17 protein-coding genes are annotated in these 19,338 nt (G+C 35.5%); 10 read left to right on the forward strand and 7 right to left on the reverse strand.

Annotation, left to right across the window (positions count from 1 at the left end):
* The first annotated feature begins 72 nt into the window (after window positions 1-72).
* From msrB to ACPF9A_RS06580, 3 genes are all read left to right on the forward strand, one after another.
* Entirely contained in the window at window positions 73-531 is a 459-nt protein-coding gene (msrB, locus tag ACPF9A_RS06570) for a peptide-methionine (R)-S-oxide reductase MsrB (RefSeq protein ID WP_424004435.1), read from the forward strand.
* Window positions 524-1,066, forward strand: coding sequence for a peptide-methionine (S)-S-oxide reductase MsrA (gene msrA / locus ACPF9A_RS06575; protein ID WP_424002783.1), 543 nt, complete (start codon window positions 524-526; stop codon window positions 1,064-1,066). The genes msrB and msrA overlap by 8 nt, the downstream gene beginning before the upstream one ends.
* A gap of 129 nt (window positions 1,067-1,195) precedes the next feature.
* Window positions 1,196-1,600, forward strand: a complete 405-nt coding sequence (locus ACPF9A_RS06580; protein WP_424002785.1) for a DoxX family protein — start codon at window positions 1,196-1,198, stop codon at window positions 1,598-1,600.
* A 70-nt stretch (window positions 1,601-1,670) separates the two neighbouring features.
* On the opposite strand, the gene ACPF9A_RS06585 is transcribed toward ACPF9A_RS06580, so the two are convergent.
* The gene (locus ACPF9A_RS06585; protein ID WP_424002787.1) at window positions 1,671-3,860 is read right to left on the reverse strand and encodes a carboxy terminal-processing peptidase; all 2,190 of its coding nucleotides are present in this window, start codon (window positions 3,858-3,860) and stop codon (window positions 1,671-1,673) included.
* Window positions 3,861-4,051: 191 nt separating this feature from the next.
* On the opposite strand from ACPF9A_RS06585, the gene surE reads away from it, so the two are divergent.
* The 5 genes from surE to ACPF9A_RS06610 all read left to right on the forward strand — a co-directional run bounded on the left by surE (window position 4,052) and on the right by ACPF9A_RS06610 (window position 8,927).
* Window positions 4,052-4,825: a 5'/3'-nucleotidase SurE gene (gene surE / locus ACPF9A_RS06590; protein WP_424002789.1), complete on the forward strand. Its 774-nt coding sequence runs from the start codon at window positions 4,052-4,054 to the stop codon at window positions 4,823-4,825.
* A 45-nt stretch (window positions 4,826-4,870) separates the two neighbouring features.
* Window positions 4,871-5,155, forward strand: a complete 285-nt coding sequence (locus ACPF9A_RS06595) for a hypothetical protein (protein ID WP_424002791.1) — start codon at window positions 4,871-4,873, stop codon at window positions 5,153-5,155.
* 1 nt (window position 5,156) lies between these two features.
* Complete coding sequence (gene lpxB / locus ACPF9A_RS06600; RefSeq protein WP_424002793.1) at window positions 5,157-6,278, forward strand: lipid-A-disaccharide synthase; 1,122 nt, start codon at window positions 5,157-5,159, stop codon at window positions 6,276-6,278.
* Between the two features lie 68 nt (window positions 6,279-6,346).
* Window positions 6,347-6,913 carry a C40 family peptidase gene (locus ACPF9A_RS06605; protein ID WP_424002795.1) on the forward strand — a complete coding sequence of 189 codons (567 nt, stop codon included), beginning with the start codon at window positions 6,347-6,349 and terminating at the stop codon, window positions 6,911-6,913.
* Window position 6,914: 1 nt separating this feature from the next.
* On the forward strand, window positions 6,915-8,927 hold the full coding sequence (locus tag ACPF9A_RS06610; RefSeq protein WP_424002797.1) for a ComEC/Rec2 family competence protein: 2,013 nt from the start codon (window positions 6,915-6,917) through the stop codon (window positions 8,925-8,927).
* A 6-nt stretch (window positions 8,928-8,933) separates the two neighbouring features.
* Here the strand turns inward: ACPF9A_RS06610 and ACPF9A_RS06615 are convergent, their stop codons facing one another.
* Window positions 8,934-10,325 carry a peptide MFS transporter gene (locus ACPF9A_RS06615; RefSeq protein WP_424002799.1) on the reverse strand — a complete coding sequence of 464 codons (1,392 nt, stop codon included), beginning with the start codon at window positions 10,323-10,325 and terminating at the stop codon, window positions 8,934-8,936.
* Window positions 10,326-10,338: 13 nt separating this feature from the next.
* Window positions 10,339-12,504, reverse strand: a complete 2,166-nt coding sequence (locus tag ACPF9A_RS06620) for a S9 family peptidase (protein WP_424002801.1) — start codon at window positions 12,502-12,504, stop codon at window positions 10,339-10,341.
* A 210-nt stretch (window positions 12,505-12,714) separates the two neighbouring features.
* Here ACPF9A_RS06620 and ACPF9A_RS06625 point away from each other — a divergent pair, with 210 nt between their 5' ends.
* Together ACPF9A_RS06625 and ACPF9A_RS06630 are read left to right on the forward strand one after the other, a co-directional pair.
* Window positions 12,715-14,031, forward strand: coding sequence for a hydroxymethylglutaryl-CoA reductase, degradative (locus ACPF9A_RS06625; protein WP_424002803.1), 1,317 nt, complete (start codon window positions 12,715-12,717; stop codon window positions 14,029-14,031).
* An 11-nt stretch (window positions 14,032-14,042) separates the two neighbouring features.
* Window positions 14,043-14,954 carry a GYDIA family GHMP kinase gene (locus ACPF9A_RS06630; RefSeq protein WP_424002805.1) on the forward strand — a complete coding sequence of 304 codons (912 nt, stop codon included), beginning with the start codon at window positions 14,043-14,045 and terminating at the stop codon, window positions 14,952-14,954.
* A gap of 54 nt (window positions 14,955-15,008) precedes the next feature.
* On the opposite strand, the gene ACPF9A_RS06635 is transcribed toward ACPF9A_RS06630, so the two are convergent.
* The 4 genes from ACPF9A_RS06635 to lptC all read right to left on the reverse strand — a co-directional run bounded on the left by ACPF9A_RS06635 (window position 15,009) and on the right by lptC (window position 19,333).
* Window positions 15,009-17,126 (reverse strand): peptidylprolyl isomerase, encoded by a 2,118-nt coding sequence (locus ACPF9A_RS06635; protein ID WP_424002807.1) that lies wholly within the window; start codon window positions 17,124-17,126, stop codon window positions 15,009-15,011.
* Between the two features lie 110 nt (window positions 17,127-17,236).
* Window positions 17,237-18,523: a hemolysin family protein gene (locus ACPF9A_RS06640; protein ID WP_424002809.1), complete on the reverse strand. Its 1,287-nt coding sequence runs from the start codon at window positions 18,521-18,523 to the stop codon at window positions 17,237-17,239.
* A complete protein-coding gene (locus ACPF9A_RS06645; RefSeq protein ID WP_424002811.1) occupies window positions 18,523-18,729 on the reverse strand; it encodes a hypothetical protein in 207 nt (68 codons plus the stop codon). The genes ACPF9A_RS06640 and ACPF9A_RS06645 overlap by 1 nt, the downstream gene beginning before the upstream one ends.
* The gene (gene lptC, locus ACPF9A_RS06650) at window positions 18,722-19,333 is read right to left on the reverse strand and encodes an LPS export ABC transporter periplasmic protein LptC (RefSeq protein WP_424002812.1); all 612 of its coding nucleotides are present in this window, start codon (window positions 19,331-19,333) and stop codon (window positions 18,722-18,724) included. Before lptC ends, ACPF9A_RS06645 begins: the two co-directional genes overlap by 8 nt.
* Window positions 19,334-19,338: the final 5 nt, after the last annotated feature.

Below are 19,338 nucleotides of genomic sequence, written 5' to 3' on the forward strand. Positions count from 1 at the left end.
TTTTGTAAGATACAAGGTAATTTACCGACCAATATATCTAGTAATTAAAGTCTAAACGAAAGGAAAATTATGATGTTAACTTGGAAAGATGTAATTCGTTTTTCAGTGAATGGCAACCCTGAACCTGACAGAAGAGTTGAAAAAACAGAACAGGAATGGAAAGAGATTTTGACACCTGAACAGTTTAGAGTTACTCGAAAAAAAGGTACTGAAGCTCCGCATTCTGGTGCTCTATGTACTGCACATGACGCCGGAAAATATGAATGTATTTGTTGTGGCACCCCATTATTCGATTCTACAATAAAGTTTGAATCTGGCACTGGTTGGCCAAGTTTTACTCAACCTATTAAAGAGAATGCTATTAAATATCATAAAGACTCATCATTCGGTATGATACGGGTAGAAGTAATGTGTAATACGTGTGATGCGCATTTGGGACATATATTCCCTGACGGACCAGAACCTAGTGGATTACGCTACTGCATTAATTCTGAATCTATGCAATTAGAAAAGGAGGCGTCTAATGGCTAATACAAATTTAGAAATCGCCACTGTTGGCGGCGGATGCTTTTGGTGTACCGAAGCTGTATTTCAAGAAGTAAAAGGCATACGCAAAGTAGTTTCTGGCTACACGGGCGGAAAAGCACCAGGTAGACCGACGTACAGAGAAATCTGTTCGGGGTTAACTGGTCATGCAGAAGTAGTTCAAGTTACTTTTAATCCTGCCATTATTTCTTATGAAGATATATTAATAATTTTCATGACAACACACGACCCTACATCTTTAAACAGACAGGGTGCTGATGCCGGTACCCAATATCGTTCTGTTATTTATTATCATAATGACGAACAAGAGAAAAAAGCAAAAGTAGTGTTGAACGAAATGCAGGCAGTATATGAAAAGCCTATTGTTACTGAATTGAGTCCGCTAGGTATTTTTTACGATGCCGAAGAGTATCACCAAGATTATTACAAGAACAACTCTGAGCAAGGGTATTGCCAAGTAGTAATTAATCCGAAGTTGGCAAAACTTAGAAAGTTACATGCCGACAAGCTTTCATCTTAGTTTACATTTCGGTTTATCTTAAAAGATATTCAATTCAACTACAGCAATTTACTACTCACCTATGAAAACGTAAAACTTTTCATAGGTGAACTTATTTTTGAAACATAATAACATTAAAACCTACTTATTATGAATTCTCAGAAATCTTTTTATTATATCGCATTAGGGCTTTTCGCCATCGCCGTTGCAGGCTCAATCATTAACTCTATTATCAATTTTGATACAGTTGTTACTACCTTTACGAAGCTTGGTTACCCTACTTACCTAATATATCTTCTTGGTGTATTTCAATCTATAGGTCTGTTAATGATTGTATTCAATAAATCGCACTGGTCTTTAGAATGGGTGTACGCCGGGTTCTTTATGAACTACACATTGGGCGCAATAGCTCATTTAGCTGTAAAAGATGGTAACGGAGCATCTGCGGTAATATGCATCGTACTTCTATTCGTAACCTATATTCAAAGTAAAAAAATACGTGACACTAACAATGACAATGAATTGGCTAAATTCGGAAAACTAGAGCACTCATAAATTTTTAAAATAAATACGAAAAAAACCGCTACAATTATGTAGCGGTTTTACTTTTTATAGAACTGGTATTCTAGTTCTTTACACTAGCAAGTTTACCTTGCTTAATGTTATTTACTTTTAAATCTTCTAAAACATTCACTGCTTCTTCTACATAAACATCTTTGGCTAAATTTTTATGCCATCTGTTACGCTTTTCACGTAGCACAGAATCTTTAGTAAACAAAGCTTCTTCATAACCTAAAGACTTGAAAGTAAGTTTAGAATCATATTCTGTCAAACTTTTAAAGTAATCTGACTGTTCTTTATCCTTTTCTTTTTCTTCTTTGTACGTATCAAAATTTAAAGAGATTTCAGTTTCATCTTGCTCGGCTTTTAACCACTTTGCATTTTCTTCTATTAACTTAATTTGCTCACTAGACGCCATTCTCTTTTTACTATCGGCAATTGTTTTCTCGTAATCGATATAACCATCCCAAGCTTTATAATCGGCAGGTGTAATTTTATCCCATCCTAATGGGTTGGATTGATCTCTTTCACCTAAATCAATATAACTATACCTGTCTGGTACAACAATGTCACTCTTTACGCCTTCTAACTGTGTAGAACCTCCGTTAATTCTATAGAATTTCTGAGTAGTAATTTTTATAGCACCTAAATCGCCATGATCGTTACTACGCAACATATTGTTCAATGGTATAACATTCTGTACTGTTCCTTTACCAAAAGTTTGCTTACTACCAATAACAACAGCTCTTTTATAATCTTGCATTGCAGCAGCTAAAATTTCAGATGCAGATGCTGATAATTCGTTTACAAGAATTACCAACGGACCATCCCATTGTATTCTTTCATCTTTATCATCATAAACATCTTTGGTTTTATCTTTTGATTGTACCTGAACAATCGGGCCATCTTTAATAAACAGACCTGCCATTTCAACCACTGTCTTTAAAGATCCACCACCATTATCACGTAGATCTAGCACTAAACCTTCCATGCCTTCATCTTTCAAACGCTCTACTTCTTTCGCAACATCGGTTGCTGCATTTCTTTCACTGTAATCATTGAAATCAACATAGAACTTAGGCAGATTAATAATTCCGAATTTCTCTTCTCCTTTAATGATGTTCGCAGATTTCGCATACGACTCTTCTAACTCAACAACATCTCTTGTCAAAGAAACCACATCTAAAGAACCATCGACTTTTTTAACAGTTAAATCTACAATAGTACCTTGTGCACCTTTTATTAATTTGATGGCATCGTCTAAACGCATACCTACAATATTAATAGGTTCTTCACCATTCTGACCAACTTTTATAATTTCATCGCCAACTTCTAATCGTGCATCCCTCCATACTGGTCCGCCAGAAATAATTTCAACGATTTTTGCACCTTCAGCTTTTTTCTGAAGTCTTGCTCCAATACCTTCGAACTTACCCGACATACTCGTATCAAATTTCTCTTTTTCTTCTGGAGCGAAATAAAATGTATGTGGATCAAATTCATCAACAATAGTATTGATGTATTGTACGAACCAATCTTTACGTTCTAAATCATTAACAAAATCAAAAAACTCATCTAAGGTAGTTTCTGTAGATTTTCTTGATTCTTCCTCAGCTTCTTTTGGAGTATGAGCGCTATGGTCATGGTCATCATTTAATTTAACATTATCCAACACCTCTACCGTTTCTCCATTTTCATGCTTTTTAGTTGAAACAACTTCTTTCTCCATATGAGAGATTTTAGAATCATAAGTACCTAAAGTTGCATATTTCAATTGCTTTCTCCAACGTTCTTTAAGCTCTTTTCTATCTGCAGCAAATGGCTCTTCATCATATTTAATACTGATGCTTTCTTTCTCAGAATAATCGAAAGGAGTTTCCAAAACTTCTTTGTAAATACCCTTGGCATCGCCCATACGTTGCATCAATCTTTCATATACTACATTAAAAAATGTAATGTCTGTATTTTTGATTTCATCATCTATCTGATATTTGTACTTTTCGAATTCAGCGATATCAGATGCCATAAAATACCTTTTAGTAGGATCGATTACATCAATAAAATCTTCGAATACGTGTACCGAAAAGTCATCATTAAGCGCTTTTGGCTCATAATGTCCCTTTTCTAAAACATAGGTAATCAAATCTAATAACAACTTGTCTTTGTCGTCATTTTCAAAAGTCTTATTTGTAAAACTGCATGATGCTACAGCTGCGAGCATCAACAATAGTACGTAGGCTAAATTTCTTTTCATAAAATTATCTTTTACTTTCCTTTTCAATATATCCGAATTTGAGGGTTATAAGCAACATTAAATGCCACTTAAACCCCTAAGGTAAAGAAAAAACCATGCCAATTAAATGTGCTAAGAACTAATTTTTTGTTAAACGGCATTTCGGGCTTATCATATTTAAAAACGTATTTTTACTACAGAAAGTATACGCTATGGAAAAACCATTGATCTTAGTTACAAATGATGACGGCATTACCGCACCCGGTTTACGCATGTTGGTCTCAATAATGAAGAAAATAGGCGATGTAGTTGTGGTTGCACCCGATAGCCCGCAATCTGGTATGGGGCATGCTATAACGTTAGATACAGCACTATTTTCTAAAAAAATGAAAATTGATCTCGACCAAGATGGCATTGATGAATATAGCTGCAGTGGCACACCCGCAGATTGCGTAAAATTGGCGCTTCAAGAAATTTTACCTAAAAGACCAGACATTTGTGTTAGCGGTATAAATCACGGTTCTAATTCATCTATCAACGTTATTTACTCTGGTACGATGAGTGCTGCAATCGAAGCTGGTATAGAAGGCATACCTGCCATAGGTTTTTCATTATGTGATTATAGCTGGAATGCTGATTTTGAGCAAGCAAAAGATTTTATACACACAATAGTTACTCAAGCTTTAGAAAACGGTATACCGAAAGGCACCGTATTGAACGTGAATATACCTAAGCTAACCAAAAAAGAGATTAAGGGCATTAAAATTTGCAGACAGGCGAAAGCAAATTGGAAAGAGAAATTCGATAAGCGCACCAACCCAATGGGTAAGGATTATTACTGGCTTACCGGTGAATTTGAATTACTTGATAAAGGCGAAGATACCGACGAATGGGCATTGGCCAATGGTTATATTTCTGTTGTACCAACCCATTTCGATTTAACTGCTCATCATGTAATTCAAGAATTAAACAGCTGGGAATTCTAATAAACCACTGTTCAGAGATTTAATGATATCGCACAATTATTTTAAATGAATACCAAAAAAGAAATTCTAATAGGTTTTATAGTAGGCATTATAGCAAACGCTATTGGCACATTATTGTATATTCTTATATTTTCAGATTTAAGCATTACCGAAACGTATGAAGCTGCTGTTCGACAAGAACATGTTGGCAGTCTTTTAGCATTAGGGGCGATTCTTAATCTTGTTGCTTTCTTCGGATTTTTAAAAATTAAGAGGGACACGAGAGCAAAAGGTGTTTTAATCGCTACCATTTTAACCGCATTTGTGATTCTTTACTACAAAGTTTTTTAACATGAAGTACTACATTATTGCAGGCGAAGCTTCTGGTGATCTTCATGGCTCTAATTTAATTAAGGCACTGAAGAGACAAGATTCGAATGCTGACATTAGATGTTGGGGCGGCGACTTAATGCAGCAAGCAGGCGGTACGCTCGCCAAGCATTATAAAGAATTGGCTTTTATGGGATTTCTTGAAGTTCTTTTAAATTTGAACGCCATTTTTAAGAACATAAAATTCTGTAAGCAAGACATTGCGGCCTTCAACCCAGATGCTATTATTTTTATTGATTATTCGGGATTTAATTTGCGTATTGCAAAATGGGCAAAAGAGCATAATTTCTTGACTAATTATTATATTTCTCCGCAGATATGGGCTTCGAGAGAAGGTAGAATAGAGAAGATAAAGGCTACGGTGGATCACATGTACGTAATTCTCCCTTTTGAGAAAGAATTTTACGAAAAGAAACACAATTACCCAGTCAATTTCGTAGGTCACCCTCTGCTTGATGCAATTGCGAATAGACCAGATTTAAACGAACAAACATTTAGGAGCACAAATGGCATAGACCCCAATAAGCCCATTATTGCACTATTACCAGGTAGCCGTAAGCAAGAAGTCCAAAAGATGCTAACGTTAATGCTTTCGCTAGCAGATGATTTCGCTGATCATGAATTTGTTATTGCTGGGGCACCTAGTCTTGATAAGGAATTTTACATGCCTTTTCTTACCAATGCGAACGTAAAGTTCATTCAAAATAAAACATACGACTTACTTTCTATAGCTACTGCTGCCCTAGTTACTAGCGGCACTGCAACCTTAGAAACTGCATTATTCAAAGTACCGCAAGTAGTATGTTACAAAGCAAATTGGATCTCGTACCAAATTGCGAAACGCATTATCACCTTAGAATATATCTCTTTAGTCAATCTTATTATGCAAAAAGAGGTAGTGAAAGAATTAATACAAGACGATTTCACGAAACTAAATCTAAAAAAAGAACTGACCTTAATTTTAAATGGTGAAGCAAGAGCAAAACAATTAGTCGCTTATAATGAGCTTATTACCAAATTAGGTGGTTCGGGAGCGAGTGACCTGGCCGCTTCATTGATTATAGAAAATGCCAAAAATTCTTAGTATTAGCAATTTTAAATAATAATTCTATAATTTTATAGTTACACGTACTAAAGGGTACACTCTGTTTTATGCGCATACTACCATGTTTTCTTATCATTTGCTTTTTAACCAGTTGTGGCGTAAGCAAAACAAGCAGTTCTGACAAGGAACGCAAAATATCTGTTGCGGCAGCTAATAATGCAAGAACTGGTAATGATCCTGAGCCTACTAAAACCGAAGAACGTAGAATTATAACTTCTTCTACAAATAATACCAAAGCCGACGAAATTATCAATACAGCGCTTTCATTTTCTGGCACACGCTACAAGTTCGGTGGTACTACAAAAAAGGGAATGGATTGCTCCGGACTTTTATATGTTTCATTTGGCGAACATGATGTACAATTGCCTAGAACGTCTTTTCATATGGCGGAAGAAGGGCACCGTGTTACCGTTAAAAATGTTGAAAAGGGAGATTTGTTGTTTTTTAAAACGAGTCGAGGTTCTAAACGCATCAACCATGTTGGTATGGTCGTAGGTACCGCTAACGACGAAATTACTTTTATACACGCATCGACATCGCGTGGTGTTACCGTCTCATCTTTACGTGACGGATTCTGGAACCAAGCATTCGTAAAGGCTACAAGAATATTATAGCATGAAGCTCTTAGCGTTTATTCCGATCAGACTAACGCTTTTACTCATACTTGGAATTTTAATAGGTTACTTTTTTTCCTTTAACCTATTATATATACTTCTGTTCACCACTTTTCTTTTTCTGCTACTTGCAGGTATTTTCTTCTTTGAAAAGAATACAAAATCGATTTTATTTGGCACCATTGCCGCGCTAACATTCGTATCATTAGGGATCTATAGTTACACTGCTGCACGACCTATAAATTATAGCAGTCACTACAGTAATCGCCAAAATACCAAGAACGAACTATGGACGCTAAAGATCAAAGAGGTTCTAAAACCTAATCAGTTTTCGACCCGCTATTTTGCCTCAGTAAAAAGAATTGGTAATAAGCAGGTATCTGGCACTATTCTTCTTACTATACCTATTGATTCAGCAAAACAAAACTTAGCTATTGATGATGAATTTGTGACCTTCGCCGAAGCCAAAGCTATTTCCCCGCCCTTAAATCCGCATCAATTTAATTATAAAAAATATCTAGAGAATTTAGGTGTTCACCATAGCATGCGAATAGCGCATGAAGAACTGGTAAAAATTAAAAGTTCTCAAACTACCCTTCTAGGTATCGCTGCCAGAACTCGAAATCATATTATCGAAAAGCTTGATCAAGAAAATTTCGGAGCAGACGAATTAAGTGTAATCCAAGCTTTATTATTAGGTCAGCGTTCAGATATTTCTGAAGAAACGTATACCAATTACCAGAAAGCAGGTGCCGTGCATATTTTAGCAGTATCTGGATTACACATTGGTATTTTATTATTAGTTATTCAGTTTTTATTGAGTCCGCTGAAAAATGTACCTCATGGTCGTACCCTTATTTTAATTTTATCGGTTCTCTTTTTATGGATTTTTGCATTTATTGCCGGGTTGTCTGCTAGTATTATTCGTGCAACCACCATGTTCACTTTTGTGGCTTATGCACTGTATTTAAATAGACCTAGTAACACCTTCAATATACTTGCGCTTTCCATATTATTTATCCTACTATTCATCAATCCGAATTTATTGTTTCAAGTCGGATTTCAAATGAGCTACGCTGCTGTTTTTGCCATACTTTGGATTTTCCCCTTACTTAAAGAACTATGGTTTCCGAAGAATAAAGTGGTTCGCTACTTTTGGCAACTGCTTTGTGTTAGCATCGCCGCGCAATTAGGTGTTTTACCTATTAGCTTATTTTATTTTCATCAGTTTCCAGGATTGTTCTTTATTTCGAATTTAGTAATCGTACCTGCGTTAGGATTGATTCTTGGAATGGGAATTTTAGTGATAGCATTATCACTATTAAATTGGCTTCCCAATTCATTAGTATGGTTTTACAATGAAATTATTGGTTTAATGAATAGCTTAATAGCGTGGGTGGCAAAACAAGAGAATTTTATTTTCAGCGCTATATCTTTCGATTTTATTCAGTTATTATTAAGTATTTTGGTTCTAGTAATGGGCATAGAACTTTGCACAAAATTCAACTACAAAAGAATCCTTTTCTTTTTATTAAGTATTCTATGTCTTCAAGGTTGGACCATCTATCAAGAATATGAGGCTCATAATAAGTCGGAAATATTAGTGATGCATCAAACGAGAAAGAGTCTCATTTTTAATAGAAACGGAGGTGATTTATCCATCCTAACAAATCCAAATAACACTCCGGATTATCTAATTTCAGATTATAAAACTGCTGAACGTATAGATTTCGTTCAATATGATTCTTTAAAAAACAGCTATGCTTTAAAAGATGAATTACTCTTGATTATTGATAGTACAGGAATATATCCGAAGTCGGCATCCCATAAAATTCTATTAACACAATCACCAAAAATTAATCTAGACAGATTGCTAGACAGCATCAACCCGAAGGTAATCATAGCCGATGGTAGTAACTACAAAAGCTATGTTGAACGCTGGAAAGCTACTTGTATAAAAAATAAAATCCCTTTTCACTATACTGGTGAAAAGGGAGCTTATTATTTTGAGTAGTATAAATTAATGTCCTGCTAATTCGAAATCTTCAGCTTCATCATCGGAGATTTTACTCTCCCCATCTTCTGCTCCATGTGCTAAACGTTTTAAAGGTTTTAACATCACAATAACCAAAACACCTATTACAGACCATACTACGGCAATTCCAGTAAATATTTCAAACTCTCCCAATTCTTGAGAAGCTTGACCTATTAAACCTGCAACTTTATTACCTAGACCAGTAGCCGCCCAATAAAGACCCATAATAATCGAGGCATATTTTAACGGTGCTAATTTTGTTATATAAGATAAAGAAACTGGCGAGGCACATAATTCCCCAATAGTGTGTAACAAGTACGCTAAAATTAACCAATACATTGCCGAAGAACCATTTGCTTCATACTGCATTGATGCAGCACTCATAAACCCAAATCCTAATGCCATTATAATCATTCCCACTGCAATTTTAAATATTGAAGAAGATTCTCTCCCTTTCTTACGCCATTTCAACCAAAAACCACCAACGGCTGTTGCTAGTGTTATGATGAAAAATGAATTAACAGATTGAAAAACCGAAGCAGGAATTTCAAAAAGTCCGAAAAAATTACGATCAGTTTTTTGAGATGCATACAAGTTCATTAACCCGCCAGCTTGTTCAAAAGCAGCCCAAAAAAGAATTATTAATAAAAATGAAATTAATAAGACCTTAATTCTGTCCTTTTCAATATTAGTCAAAGGACGGTCTAAAATTTCGCGATCCTTTTCATTTTTTCTACTTATCAGATTCCCTACATGGGTTAAATATTTCTGACCCCATATGTAGACCCCTTGACCTAAAAACATACCTATTGCAGCAAGCCCGAAGCCGTAATGCCAGCTAATATTTTCACCTACATAACCGCAAAGTATAGGTGCTAAAAAACCACCGATGTTAATACCCATGTAAAAAATATAAAAACCTAAATCCCTACGTTCATCTTTAGGCTTATAAAGACCACCTACCATAGATGAAATATTAGGTTTTAAACATCCGACACCAAGAATTATAAATAAACAACCAACATAAAACGAAGTCTCAGAATTTAAAGCAAGAACTGCATGCCCAATACACAAAAGTGCACCTCCTAGCATTACTGTCTTCTTCTGACCCAGTAGTTTATCGGCTATCCATCCTCCAGGAATAGACGATACATAAACCAACATTGTATACCAACCATAAAGTGCTAAAGCCTCATCGTTTGTCCACCCAAAACCAGCATTGCTAGAGGTGGTCTCTGCAACTAAAAATAAGGTAAATAAAGCTCGCATTCCATAATACGAAAATCGTTCCCACATTTCTGTAAAAAAAAGTATATAAAGTCCGACTGGATGTCCGAACAATTGTTTTTCATGTGCAGGTGTAATAGATGTATTCATAAAATTGGTTTGATTAAAGTTTTTCTTTTATAAAATTGGTCATTTTGTTATAAAGGTGAATTCTTGTGTTACCACCATAAATTCCATGATTTTTGTCGGGATAGATTCCCCAATCGAATTGCTTATCTGCCTGTATTAAAGCTTCGATCATTCGCATAGAATTTTGCACGTGTACATTATCATCTCCTGTACCATGTATCAACAAATAATCACCTTCTAATAGCTGCGGGTAATTAAATGGTGAGTTGTCATCATAACCACTTGGGTTTTCTTGCGGAGTTTGCATGTAGCGCTCCGTATAGATAGTATCATAAAAAGCCCATGATGTAACAGGTGCAACGGCAATTGCCATTTCAAAAGTATCGTTACCTTTTAAAATACAATTGGTTGACATAAAGCCACCATAGCTCCAACCCCATATACCCGTTCTTTCTTCATCGATATACGGTAATTCACTTAATTTTTTAGCTGCAGCAATTTGATCTTCTACCTCGTATTTTCCTAATTCTTTTTGAGTTACCTTTTTGAAATCTCTACCTTTAAATCCGGTTCCACGACCATCAACACAAGCTACAATATACCCTTCTGCTACTAACATTTGGTGCCAGTAATCATTAGCACCCATCCAACTATTGCTTACATTTTGCGAACCAGGACCACTATATTGATACATAAACAACGGATACTTTTTTGCAGCATCAAAATCTTTAGGCTTAATCATGTACATATTAAGATCATTGCCATTTATAGAAATTGTGGAGAACTCTTTCGGACTCACAGCATACCCTTCTAATCTCTTCAATAATTGACTATTGTCTTTAATATCTTTAACCTTCTTACCACTAATAGCTTGGTGTAAGGTATATACCTGAGGCATTTCTGCACTAGAGAATGTATTAATGAAATATGTAAAATCAGCACTAAAAGATGCATTATTCGTTCCTTTAGAAACTGACAAGCCATTTTTATCATCACCACCGCTACTAATATTATATACCCCACGGTTTATAGAACCGTTTTCAGTAGATTGATAGTAAATTTTGTCTTCATTTTGGTCGTAACCGTAGTATTTGGTTACTTCCCAATCGCCTTTTGTAATCTGGTTCATTAACTTACCGTCTTCCCCGTAAAGGTAAATATGGTTCCATCCATCTTTTTCGCTAGTCCAGATAAAGCTATCATCTTCTAAAAATGTAAGGTTATCGGTGATATCAACATAGGCATCATCTTTTTCTTCTAACAGAACAGATACATTACCCTTCTTTGCATTTACCGCATACATGGTCAAATGATCTTGATGTCTGTTCAAGGTTTGAACACTCAACATATCTTTATTATTCATCCATTTAATACGTGGAATGTAATATGCATTATTGGTACTTACAGCAGAAATCGCTCCACTTGCAACATCTAAAAGGTGTAACGTAACTATAGAGTTGTTCTCGCCAGCTTTTGGATATTTAAATACATGTGGTTGTTGGTATAAACCGGTCCCGTAAACATCCATAGAAAATTCTGGAACATTGCTTTCATCGAAACGAAGAAAAGCTATTTTTGAACCATCGGCGTTCCATTCAAAGGCACGAACAAAAGCAAATTCCTCTTCGTAAACCCAATCAGTTACTCCATTAATAATTTTATTTGTCACTCCGTCAGTAGTAACCTGGTTGGTTTCACCTGAAACCATATTAAAAATGTAAATGTTATTATTCTTTACATAAGCAACCTGACTACCATTTGGAGACAATAATGGTTCTTGAATTTTGTCTGCACTTATTTGAACTACTTTTTTAGAAATTACATCATACACATAATAAATGCCAAGTTTTGATCTTCTGAATATTGGTTCTACTTCTGTTGAAAGCAGAATCTTTTTTTCGTCTGAACTGAAGTCATACGATGAGAAAGAAGAAATATCTACTAAATCTGCAGAAGAAACTACGGTACCTACTTTTTCTAATGTTTTATAATCGTATTTATCAACCGTAGTAATTTGACTGATTCTATTAGTATTAAGAACTGTGTATTGGGTGCCATTCTTCATGGATCTCAGAGCATCCATCCCTTCAGTTCTAAAAGCGCCTTGATAAATTTCAGCTACTTCAATTTGTTTTTCCTGTGCCCAAGTAATTGCGGAGAGTGAAAGTAAAATCAACGCAAATAAGTGTGTTTTTCGCATAAATAATTGAATTTTGTTAAATCTCTCAAGTTTACCACAATTTCCCCAAAAAAACACACTTTACGGTGAAAAAGAAAGCGCTTTTAACTCTTTGCCTATCGAAACTAGATTATTGCCAATATGCTTATCTTTACCACCGTAAAATTATGCACTGTTTTCTAAATCGCGACTTTTACCCAACATCGAATATTAGTAGAAAGTTATACCTAAATGACCAAGCCAATAAGTGGTTTCTCCAAACTTACGAAAGAAGAAAAAATAGATTGGGTCACCACAAATTACACCCAAAATGCAACGCAATCAAAGAAGATATTGCAAACCTACTGGAATGAAAATTCTAGTATTCAGCAATTACACGATGAGTTTATTGAAAATACACTCACCAATCTTTATATGCCATTAGGCATTGCTCCTAATTTTTTAATTAACGAGACACTTTATGCCATACCCATGGCTATCGAAGAAAGCTCAGTTATAGCCGCGGCTAGCAAAGCGGCAAAATTTTGGTTGAAAAAAGGCGGATTCAAAGCTGAAATCATAGGTACAGAAAAAGTAGGTCAAGTACATTTCATTTTTAAAGGTGAAGCAACAAAACTGAACTCCTTTTTTACATACTTAAAACCCATTTTACTTGCCGAAAGTGCTTCTTTAACCACTAGTATGGAAAAAAGAGGTGGTGGTATTTCTGATATTATTTTAAGAGACAAAACCAGCGAATTAGAACATTACTTTCAGCTACATGCTACTTTTCAAACGAAAGATGCTATGGGCGCTAATTTCATAAATAGCTGCTTAGAGCAATTTGCAACTACCTTAAAAAAGGAAGCTGCAAATTATAATGAATTCTCAGCTATAGAGAAAGAGGTAGAAGTAGTAATGAGCATACTTTCTAACTATGTACCCAATTGTACCGTTCGTGCCGAAGTTAGCTGCCCTGTTGAAGATTTAAAACTATCAGCAGAATTGACACCGCAACATACAGCAGAAAAAATAATACAAGCTATTAAAATCGCAAAAGTAGAACCGTACCGTGCAGTTACGCACAATAAAGGGATAATGAACGGTATAGATGCCGTCGTTCTAGCTACTGGTAACGACTTTAGAGCCGTAGAAGCTGGCGTACATGCATATGCCTGTAGAAATGGTCAATACAGTAGTCTGACACATGCCGAAATTGAAAACGGAATTTTTAAATTCTGGATTGAACTGCCTTTGGCGCTAGGTACCGTTGGCGGACTCACAAACTTACACCCATTGGTGAAACTGAATTTAGAGATACTTCAGCGACCGTCGGCAGAAGAGCTGATGCAAATTGTCGCTGTTGCGGGACTTGCACAAAATTTTGCCGCCGTAAGCTCTTTGGTTACTACCGGTATTCAAAAAGGACATATGAAAATGCACCTTCTAAATATATTAAATCAACTAGGTGCGAACGAGAATGAAAAAACTACTTTGGTTGAACATTTTAAAACTAACCCAGTAACACATTATGGGGTGGAACTTCAATTGAATACTATAAGAAAATAAACCGTTCACGCATGACCAAGGAATTTTACAGTAACGGAAAATTATTGATTACCGGAGAATATGCTATTCTCGACGGCGCAAAAGGTTTGGCATTACCCACAAAATTCGGACAATCTTTAAGCCTACTTAGTTCAGATTCAGAAAATTTTGTCTGGAATAGTTTAGATGCGGATGAAAATATTTGGTTTAGCGCCGAATTTTCTAAGAAAGATTCTAAGACCGTTTATACTTCTGATCGGGATGTGGCTCATCGCCTATCTCACATTCTTTTGGAAGCAAAAAAATTAAATCCTGATTTTTCACCTAGTACAACCGACATCAATTCGGCAGAAGCTCAAGTTACTTTCCCTATAGATTGGGGCTTGGGCACTTCATCTACGTTAATTGCGAATGTTGCCGCCTGGGCAGGCGTAAATCCATATCAATTACTAGAAGCTACTTTTGGGGGTAGTGGTTACGATATTGCATGCGCCACCCATAATACAGCAATTACGTACCAAAGAAATGGTTTTGAACCCCATATAACCGAGGTAACGTTTAACCCTGACTTTACAGATCAGTTATTTTTTGTGTATCTCAATCAGAAGAAAAACAGCAGAGAGGCTATTAATAGCTACAGGAATTTAGATTTTAATAAAGAGGAGCTGATCTTAAAAATCGATAGCATAACAGAGCGCATTTTAGCTTCTACTCACCTTAAGGATTTTGAACTTCTATTAAACGAACACGAGAGCGTTTTATCTAAGACACTTCAAATAGACTCTATAAAAAATATACTTTTCCCTGATTATAGCGGTACTGTTAAAAGCTTAGGTGCTTGGGGAGGAGATTTTGTTTTAGTAACCGGCACGGAAGCCGATATGGCTTACTTCAAGAACAAAGGATATTCAACTATAGTACCTTACTCAGAAATGATACTATAAAAAAAGAGCAACCAATTGGTTGCTCTTTTTTTATATAAACTTACAAAGTAACTACTAGTAGAACGTAGCTCTTTTATCTTCAATTTTAGAACCGTCTTTCAATGCGTTATAAACTGCAGTGTTCACACGGCTAGCAGCACCGGTTTTTATCGCATTTGAATAAACGCTATAGTTGTCTAATTTTGGAGCTTCTGTTTTCTTAACGATTTCAATTTTGAAAACACCAGTATTCCCTTTAATTAAACCTGAAGTTTGACCAGCAGCCATACCATATGCAGTACCTACTACAACAGGCTCACTACCAGCACCAGGTATAGTCGGTGACTTAACAGTAAGTGCAGACGCAGTTGAAACACTTACAGCGTTATCAGATGCAATAGCACTCATTTCCTTACCCTTATTAGCTGAGATAATTTGAGCTGCCTTACGTTCTTTTCTAATGATTGGCAATACAAGTACAGAAGCATCTTCAGCACTCATTACACCTTCTGCATAAGTACCAGTTAATTGAACTACAGCATAACCGTTGTTAATGTTGAATCTCTTTACATCACCTACCTCAGTATCACCATTAAAAGCCCACTGTACAATATTTCTTTGATTTGTTAACCCGGGTAGGTTCTCATCTAAAGCTTTGATCTTATTTACAGGACGCACTACGTATTCAGCTTTCTTAGCCAATGTTGAAAATGCACTTTCATCATCTGTAGTTTCCATTTCAAATTTCGTAGCATTCGTAAACAATGTATTTATTGTTTCTTCTGATGCAACGATTTCTCTAGATATAGTAGCAACCTGAACTACATCTTCTTTATCGTCAATTTTAATAACGTGGAATCCGAAATCAGTTTCTACCAACCCGATGCTGCCTTCGTTATTATTGAATGCGAAATCATTAAATTTAGGTACCATTACGCCTTTTTGGAAATACCCTAAGTCTCCTCCATTTGGTGCAGATGGTCCGTCAGAGTTATCTCTTGCCAATTCTGAAAATACAACTCCAGATTTTTTAGCTTCTTTTAATAATTCTTTCGCTTTAGCTTCAGCCTCTTCCTTTGTTCTTGTTACTTCAGGATTTGCTCTTGTAGCACCTATATAAGCCAATAGAATATGACTTGCTTTTACTGAACCATTAGGTTTTCTAGCAATCATCTTAGAAATCTTATAAGAATCTCCATCCTTATAAGGACCGTATATTTGACCAACACTTAAATTCATTATTGTATCTGCAACGCTAGAAGGTAAATTTTTCTTCGCCTTGAAAATAGTATCGAACTTAGTATCAGAATATCTATCTAAAAATGCAGTAACATCGTTTGTATTTCTAAAACCCCTAATAGTATCGTTACGATCGGTTTGAGTATTATATTCTATAGTATCATCTAACAACTTAGAAACTTCAGCTTGAATAGCTGCTTGATCAGCATCAGATGGCTTTTCTTGAAAATATACATATTGCAAATCTCTTGCAGGATCTTGCTTGTATTCTTCTTTGTGCATATTAACGTAATCAGCTATTTCGCTTTTAGTAACGTTTATTGTGCTATCTGCAATAGAAGTATAAGGTACTCTTACGTACTTTATGTCCATTTTTTCATTAGCTAATTTATAGTCTAGCTCTCCTTCTTTCAAAGTTGCACCAACACCGGCCTTTACCATATTAAAGTAAGTCTGCTCTTTTGCCAATTGAACTATTTCGTCTTCTGTCTGTAACCAAGCATCATATTGTGCAGGGTTGTTTACCTTCCAATCAGCAACAGTTTGCTTAAACAAATTTGCATCGAACTGACCATTTTGATCTTGAAATTGAGGATTCTGTGCGTAACCGGTAGTTCTTAAAAAATCAACAATTTGATCTTGCTCGATACCGATACCTAAATCTTCGAATTGCTCACCTAAGATTGTCTTTCTTACTTTGTTCTCCCAAACCTGGTTTACAACTTGCATAGATGATGCCGTAGGACCAACTCTGTTAGAAGCAACTTCTACTTCTTGTCTAAATTCATCAATAGAAATTTCTTCTCCATTAATTTCGGCCACAGACGAACCTACTTTTTCTCCTCCTAAATTACTACTGGTAAAAACTCCAGAAATAACAAATGCAAAAAGCGCCAAACCTATAATCAAGATCAACACTGTTGTACGTTTCCTAATATTTTCTAATACTGCCATTCTAATTAACGTTTAAAATAATCGTTTGTGGTTATTGGGAGGCAAAACTACCATTTTTAATTGAAATAATAAAAACTAAAAAGACTCCTAATTTATTGATTGTTGCACTGTTATTCTTCTTTTAACAGTTCTATAGAAACTAGATCAATTTTTGTGTTCGAAACCTCTAACACCGTAAACTTGTAATCTTCTATAGTAAGCTCTACTTCTTTATCTGGAATTTCACCTAAGGTATGTACCAAAAGCCCTCCTAAGGTTTCAAATTCATCTGACACAGGAAGATCTAACTTATAATTTTCGTTGATATAATCTACCTCTAGACGAGCCGAAAAAAGAAAATGACGGTCATCAACTCGCTCTTCTCGTAAATCTGTAGTATCGTGTTCATCTTCAATTTCACCGAACAGCTCTTCTACAATATCTTCTACCGTTACAAGACCAGATGTACCACCGTATTCATCTAGAACCACGGCAATACTTTTTCGTTTTTTCATTAAGGTGTTCAGAATATCTTGAATAAGCATGGTTTCGGGTACGAACTCAACCGGTAGTAAAATACTTTTTAATGTTTTTGGCTTCTTGAACAACTCGTAAGAATGTATATAACCTATTACATTATCTACGGTATCATTGAAAACCAAAATTTTTGAATACCCTGTTTCAGTAAATAATTTAGCCAGATTTTTTGGTGTTTCGTGCATTTCAACAGCAACCACCTCTGTTCTTGGCACCATAACTTCTCTTGCTTTTACCGCGGCAAATTCTAATGCATTTTGAAAAATCTGTATTTCTGTATCTACATCATCTTCTTCCTTAATGGTTTCCATCTGTTCGGTAATATAATCACCCAGTTCTAATTTACTAAATGCCAATTGCACTTCATCACCAGAGGTACCGAATACATGTTTTAGGATCAAGTCAGATATCCAAATAATGAAATCTGATATGAAAGAAAATAAAATATAGAATAAAAAGGCTGGTATAGCTAATAACTTCAAAAGGTTATTCGCATAAATTTGAAAGAGAACCTTTGGCAAAAACTCTGCCGTTATTAATATTATAAAAGTAGAAATCAACGTCTGGGTAAACAAACTGAAATCGGTTATAAATAACTTTAAAATGGCGTTATCTGGCACGATACCGGTAAACCAATTCATAAGCACATCGCCCATGAAAAGACCATAAATAACCAGTGCAATATTGTTACCAATAAGCATGGTCGCAATAAACTTAGATGGTTTTTTGGTTAATCTGGTAAGTACAGTTGCCAAAAATCCTTCTTGTTTTTTTTCAATTTCTATATGAATCTTGTTCGCAGAAATAAAGGCAATTTCCATTCCTGAGAAAAATGCTGAAAAAATTAAGGAAAGTATAATGATAATACCGGCTGTACCCACTACTTATTTAGATTATCCTGTTTACGCTGTTCGAATTTTTTCCTATAATTTCTTCTAAACAAGAACATACCAATAGAAACTATAGCAAAAAATATGAAAAAATACGCCATAGTTCTATCGGTGTTCCAATCTGAAAAAATTCTGTAAATTGAAAAACCGGCCACAATAACATATAAGTACTCTGTATACCTTAAAATACTAATCATTCTTTTGTTCTTTATCTTCTTTGATCAACATAAGACCATAGGTTTTATGTGCATTTAAAAATTTGAGGTCTTTTTGAATATCCATTCCTTCCCCATCCATCACCGTACCGTCATCAGGGTTGGTGAACGTAAACTTTTCTTGTGTAAATGCCCATTCGTTTCCACGATCATAATATAATTGTGATGTTGCCAATTTTTTGCCGTCATCACTTTTTATAAGCACATTACCCCGCAAATCTACGATAGAAGTCTTAGAATACAACACTCCAAAATCTGCCTCTATGGTAGTTTTTTCATTTTTCTCATTAAAAATTTCCACTAACAAGCCTTCAGGAAAGGTTTGATACGGAAAAGACAACTGATCAAAATCATTTCTTATCGGACCTGAAATTACAGCTAAAACCTTTGTAGACCCTAATTCTTCTGACCCCAACTTTTCAGGAGACTCGGTGTAAGTGCCCGAAAAATTTTCAGCCACGCTTCTCGGGTATACTTTTTTCGCAGCTTCATCACCTACTCTCTTATAGTCGTCTTGACAAGATAAAAAAAGCATTGCCATGGTACATACCACGGCAATGCTTTTAAAATTATGAGTCTGTTTCATTTTTT

Source organism: Maribacter sp. IgM3_T14_3 (assembly GCF_049603095.1).
Lineage (GTDB): Bacteria > Bacteroidota > Bacteroidia > Flavobacteriales > Flavobacteriaceae > Maribacter.

What these genes read in the sequence shown, in the direction of transcription:
- lptC (WP_424002812.1), bottom strand. Translation starts at nt 19,333, where the DNA reads ATGAAACAGACTCATAATTTTAAAAGCATTGCCGTGGTATGTACCATG.
- ACPF9A_RS06645 (WP_424002811.1), bottom strand. Translation starts at nt 18,729, where the DNA reads ATGATTAGTATTTTAAGGTATACAGAGTACTTATATGTTATTGTGGCC.
- msrA (WP_424002783.1), top strand. Translation starts at nt 524, where the DNA reads ATGGCTAATACAAATTTAGAAATCGCCACTGTTGGCGGCGGATGCTTT.
- ACPF9A_RS06620 (WP_424002801.1), bottom strand. Translation starts at nt 12,504, where the DNA reads ATGCGAAAAACACACTTATTTGCGTTGATTTTACTTTCACTCTCCGCA.
- lpxB (WP_424002793.1), top strand. Translation starts at nt 5,157, where the DNA reads ATGAAGTACTACATTATTGCAGGCGAAGCTTCTGGTGATCTTCATGGC.
- ACPF9A_RS06615 (WP_424002799.1), bottom strand. Translation starts at nt 10,325, where the DNA reads ATGAATACATCTATTACACCTGCACATGAAAAACAATTGTTCGGACAT.
- ACPF9A_RS06595 (WP_424002791.1), top strand. Translation starts at nt 4,871, where the DNA reads ATGAATACCAAAAAAGAAATTCTAATAGGTTTTATAGTAGGCATTATA.
- ACPF9A_RS06630 (WP_424002805.1), top strand. Translation starts at nt 14,043, where the DNA reads ATGACCAAGGAATTTTACAGTAACGGAAAATTATTGATTACCGGAGAA.
- ACPF9A_RS06625 (WP_424002803.1), top strand. Translation starts at nt 12,715, where the DNA reads ATGACCAAGCCAATAAGTGGTTTCTCCAAACTTACGAAAGAAGAAAAA.
- ACPF9A_RS06585 (WP_424002787.1), bottom strand. Translation starts at nt 3,860, where the DNA reads ATGAAAAGAAATTTAGCCTACGTACTATTGTTGATGCTCGCAGCTGTA.
- ACPF9A_RS06580 (WP_424002785.1), top strand. Translation starts at nt 1,196, where the DNA reads ATGAATTCTCAGAAATCTTTTTATTATATCGCATTAGGGCTTTTCGCC.
- ACPF9A_RS06605 (WP_424002795.1), top strand. Translation starts at nt 6,347, where the DNA reads ATGCGCATACTACCATGTTTTCTTATCATTTGCTTTTTAACCAGTTGT.
- ACPF9A_RS06610 (WP_424002797.1), top strand. Translation starts at nt 6,915, where the DNA reads ATGAAGCTCTTAGCGTTTATTCCGATCAGACTAACGCTTTTACTCATA.
- surE (WP_424002789.1), top strand. Translation starts at nt 4,052, where the DNA reads ATGGAAAAACCATTGATCTTAGTTACAAATGATGACGGCATTACCGCA.
- ACPF9A_RS06635 (WP_424002807.1), bottom strand. Translation starts at nt 17,126, where the DNA reads ATGGCAGTATTAGAAAATATTAGGAAACGTACAACAGTGTTGATCTTG.
- msrB (WP_424004435.1), top strand. Translation starts at nt 73, where the DNA reads ATGTTAACTTGGAAAGATGTAATTCGTTTTTCAGTGAATGGCAACCCT.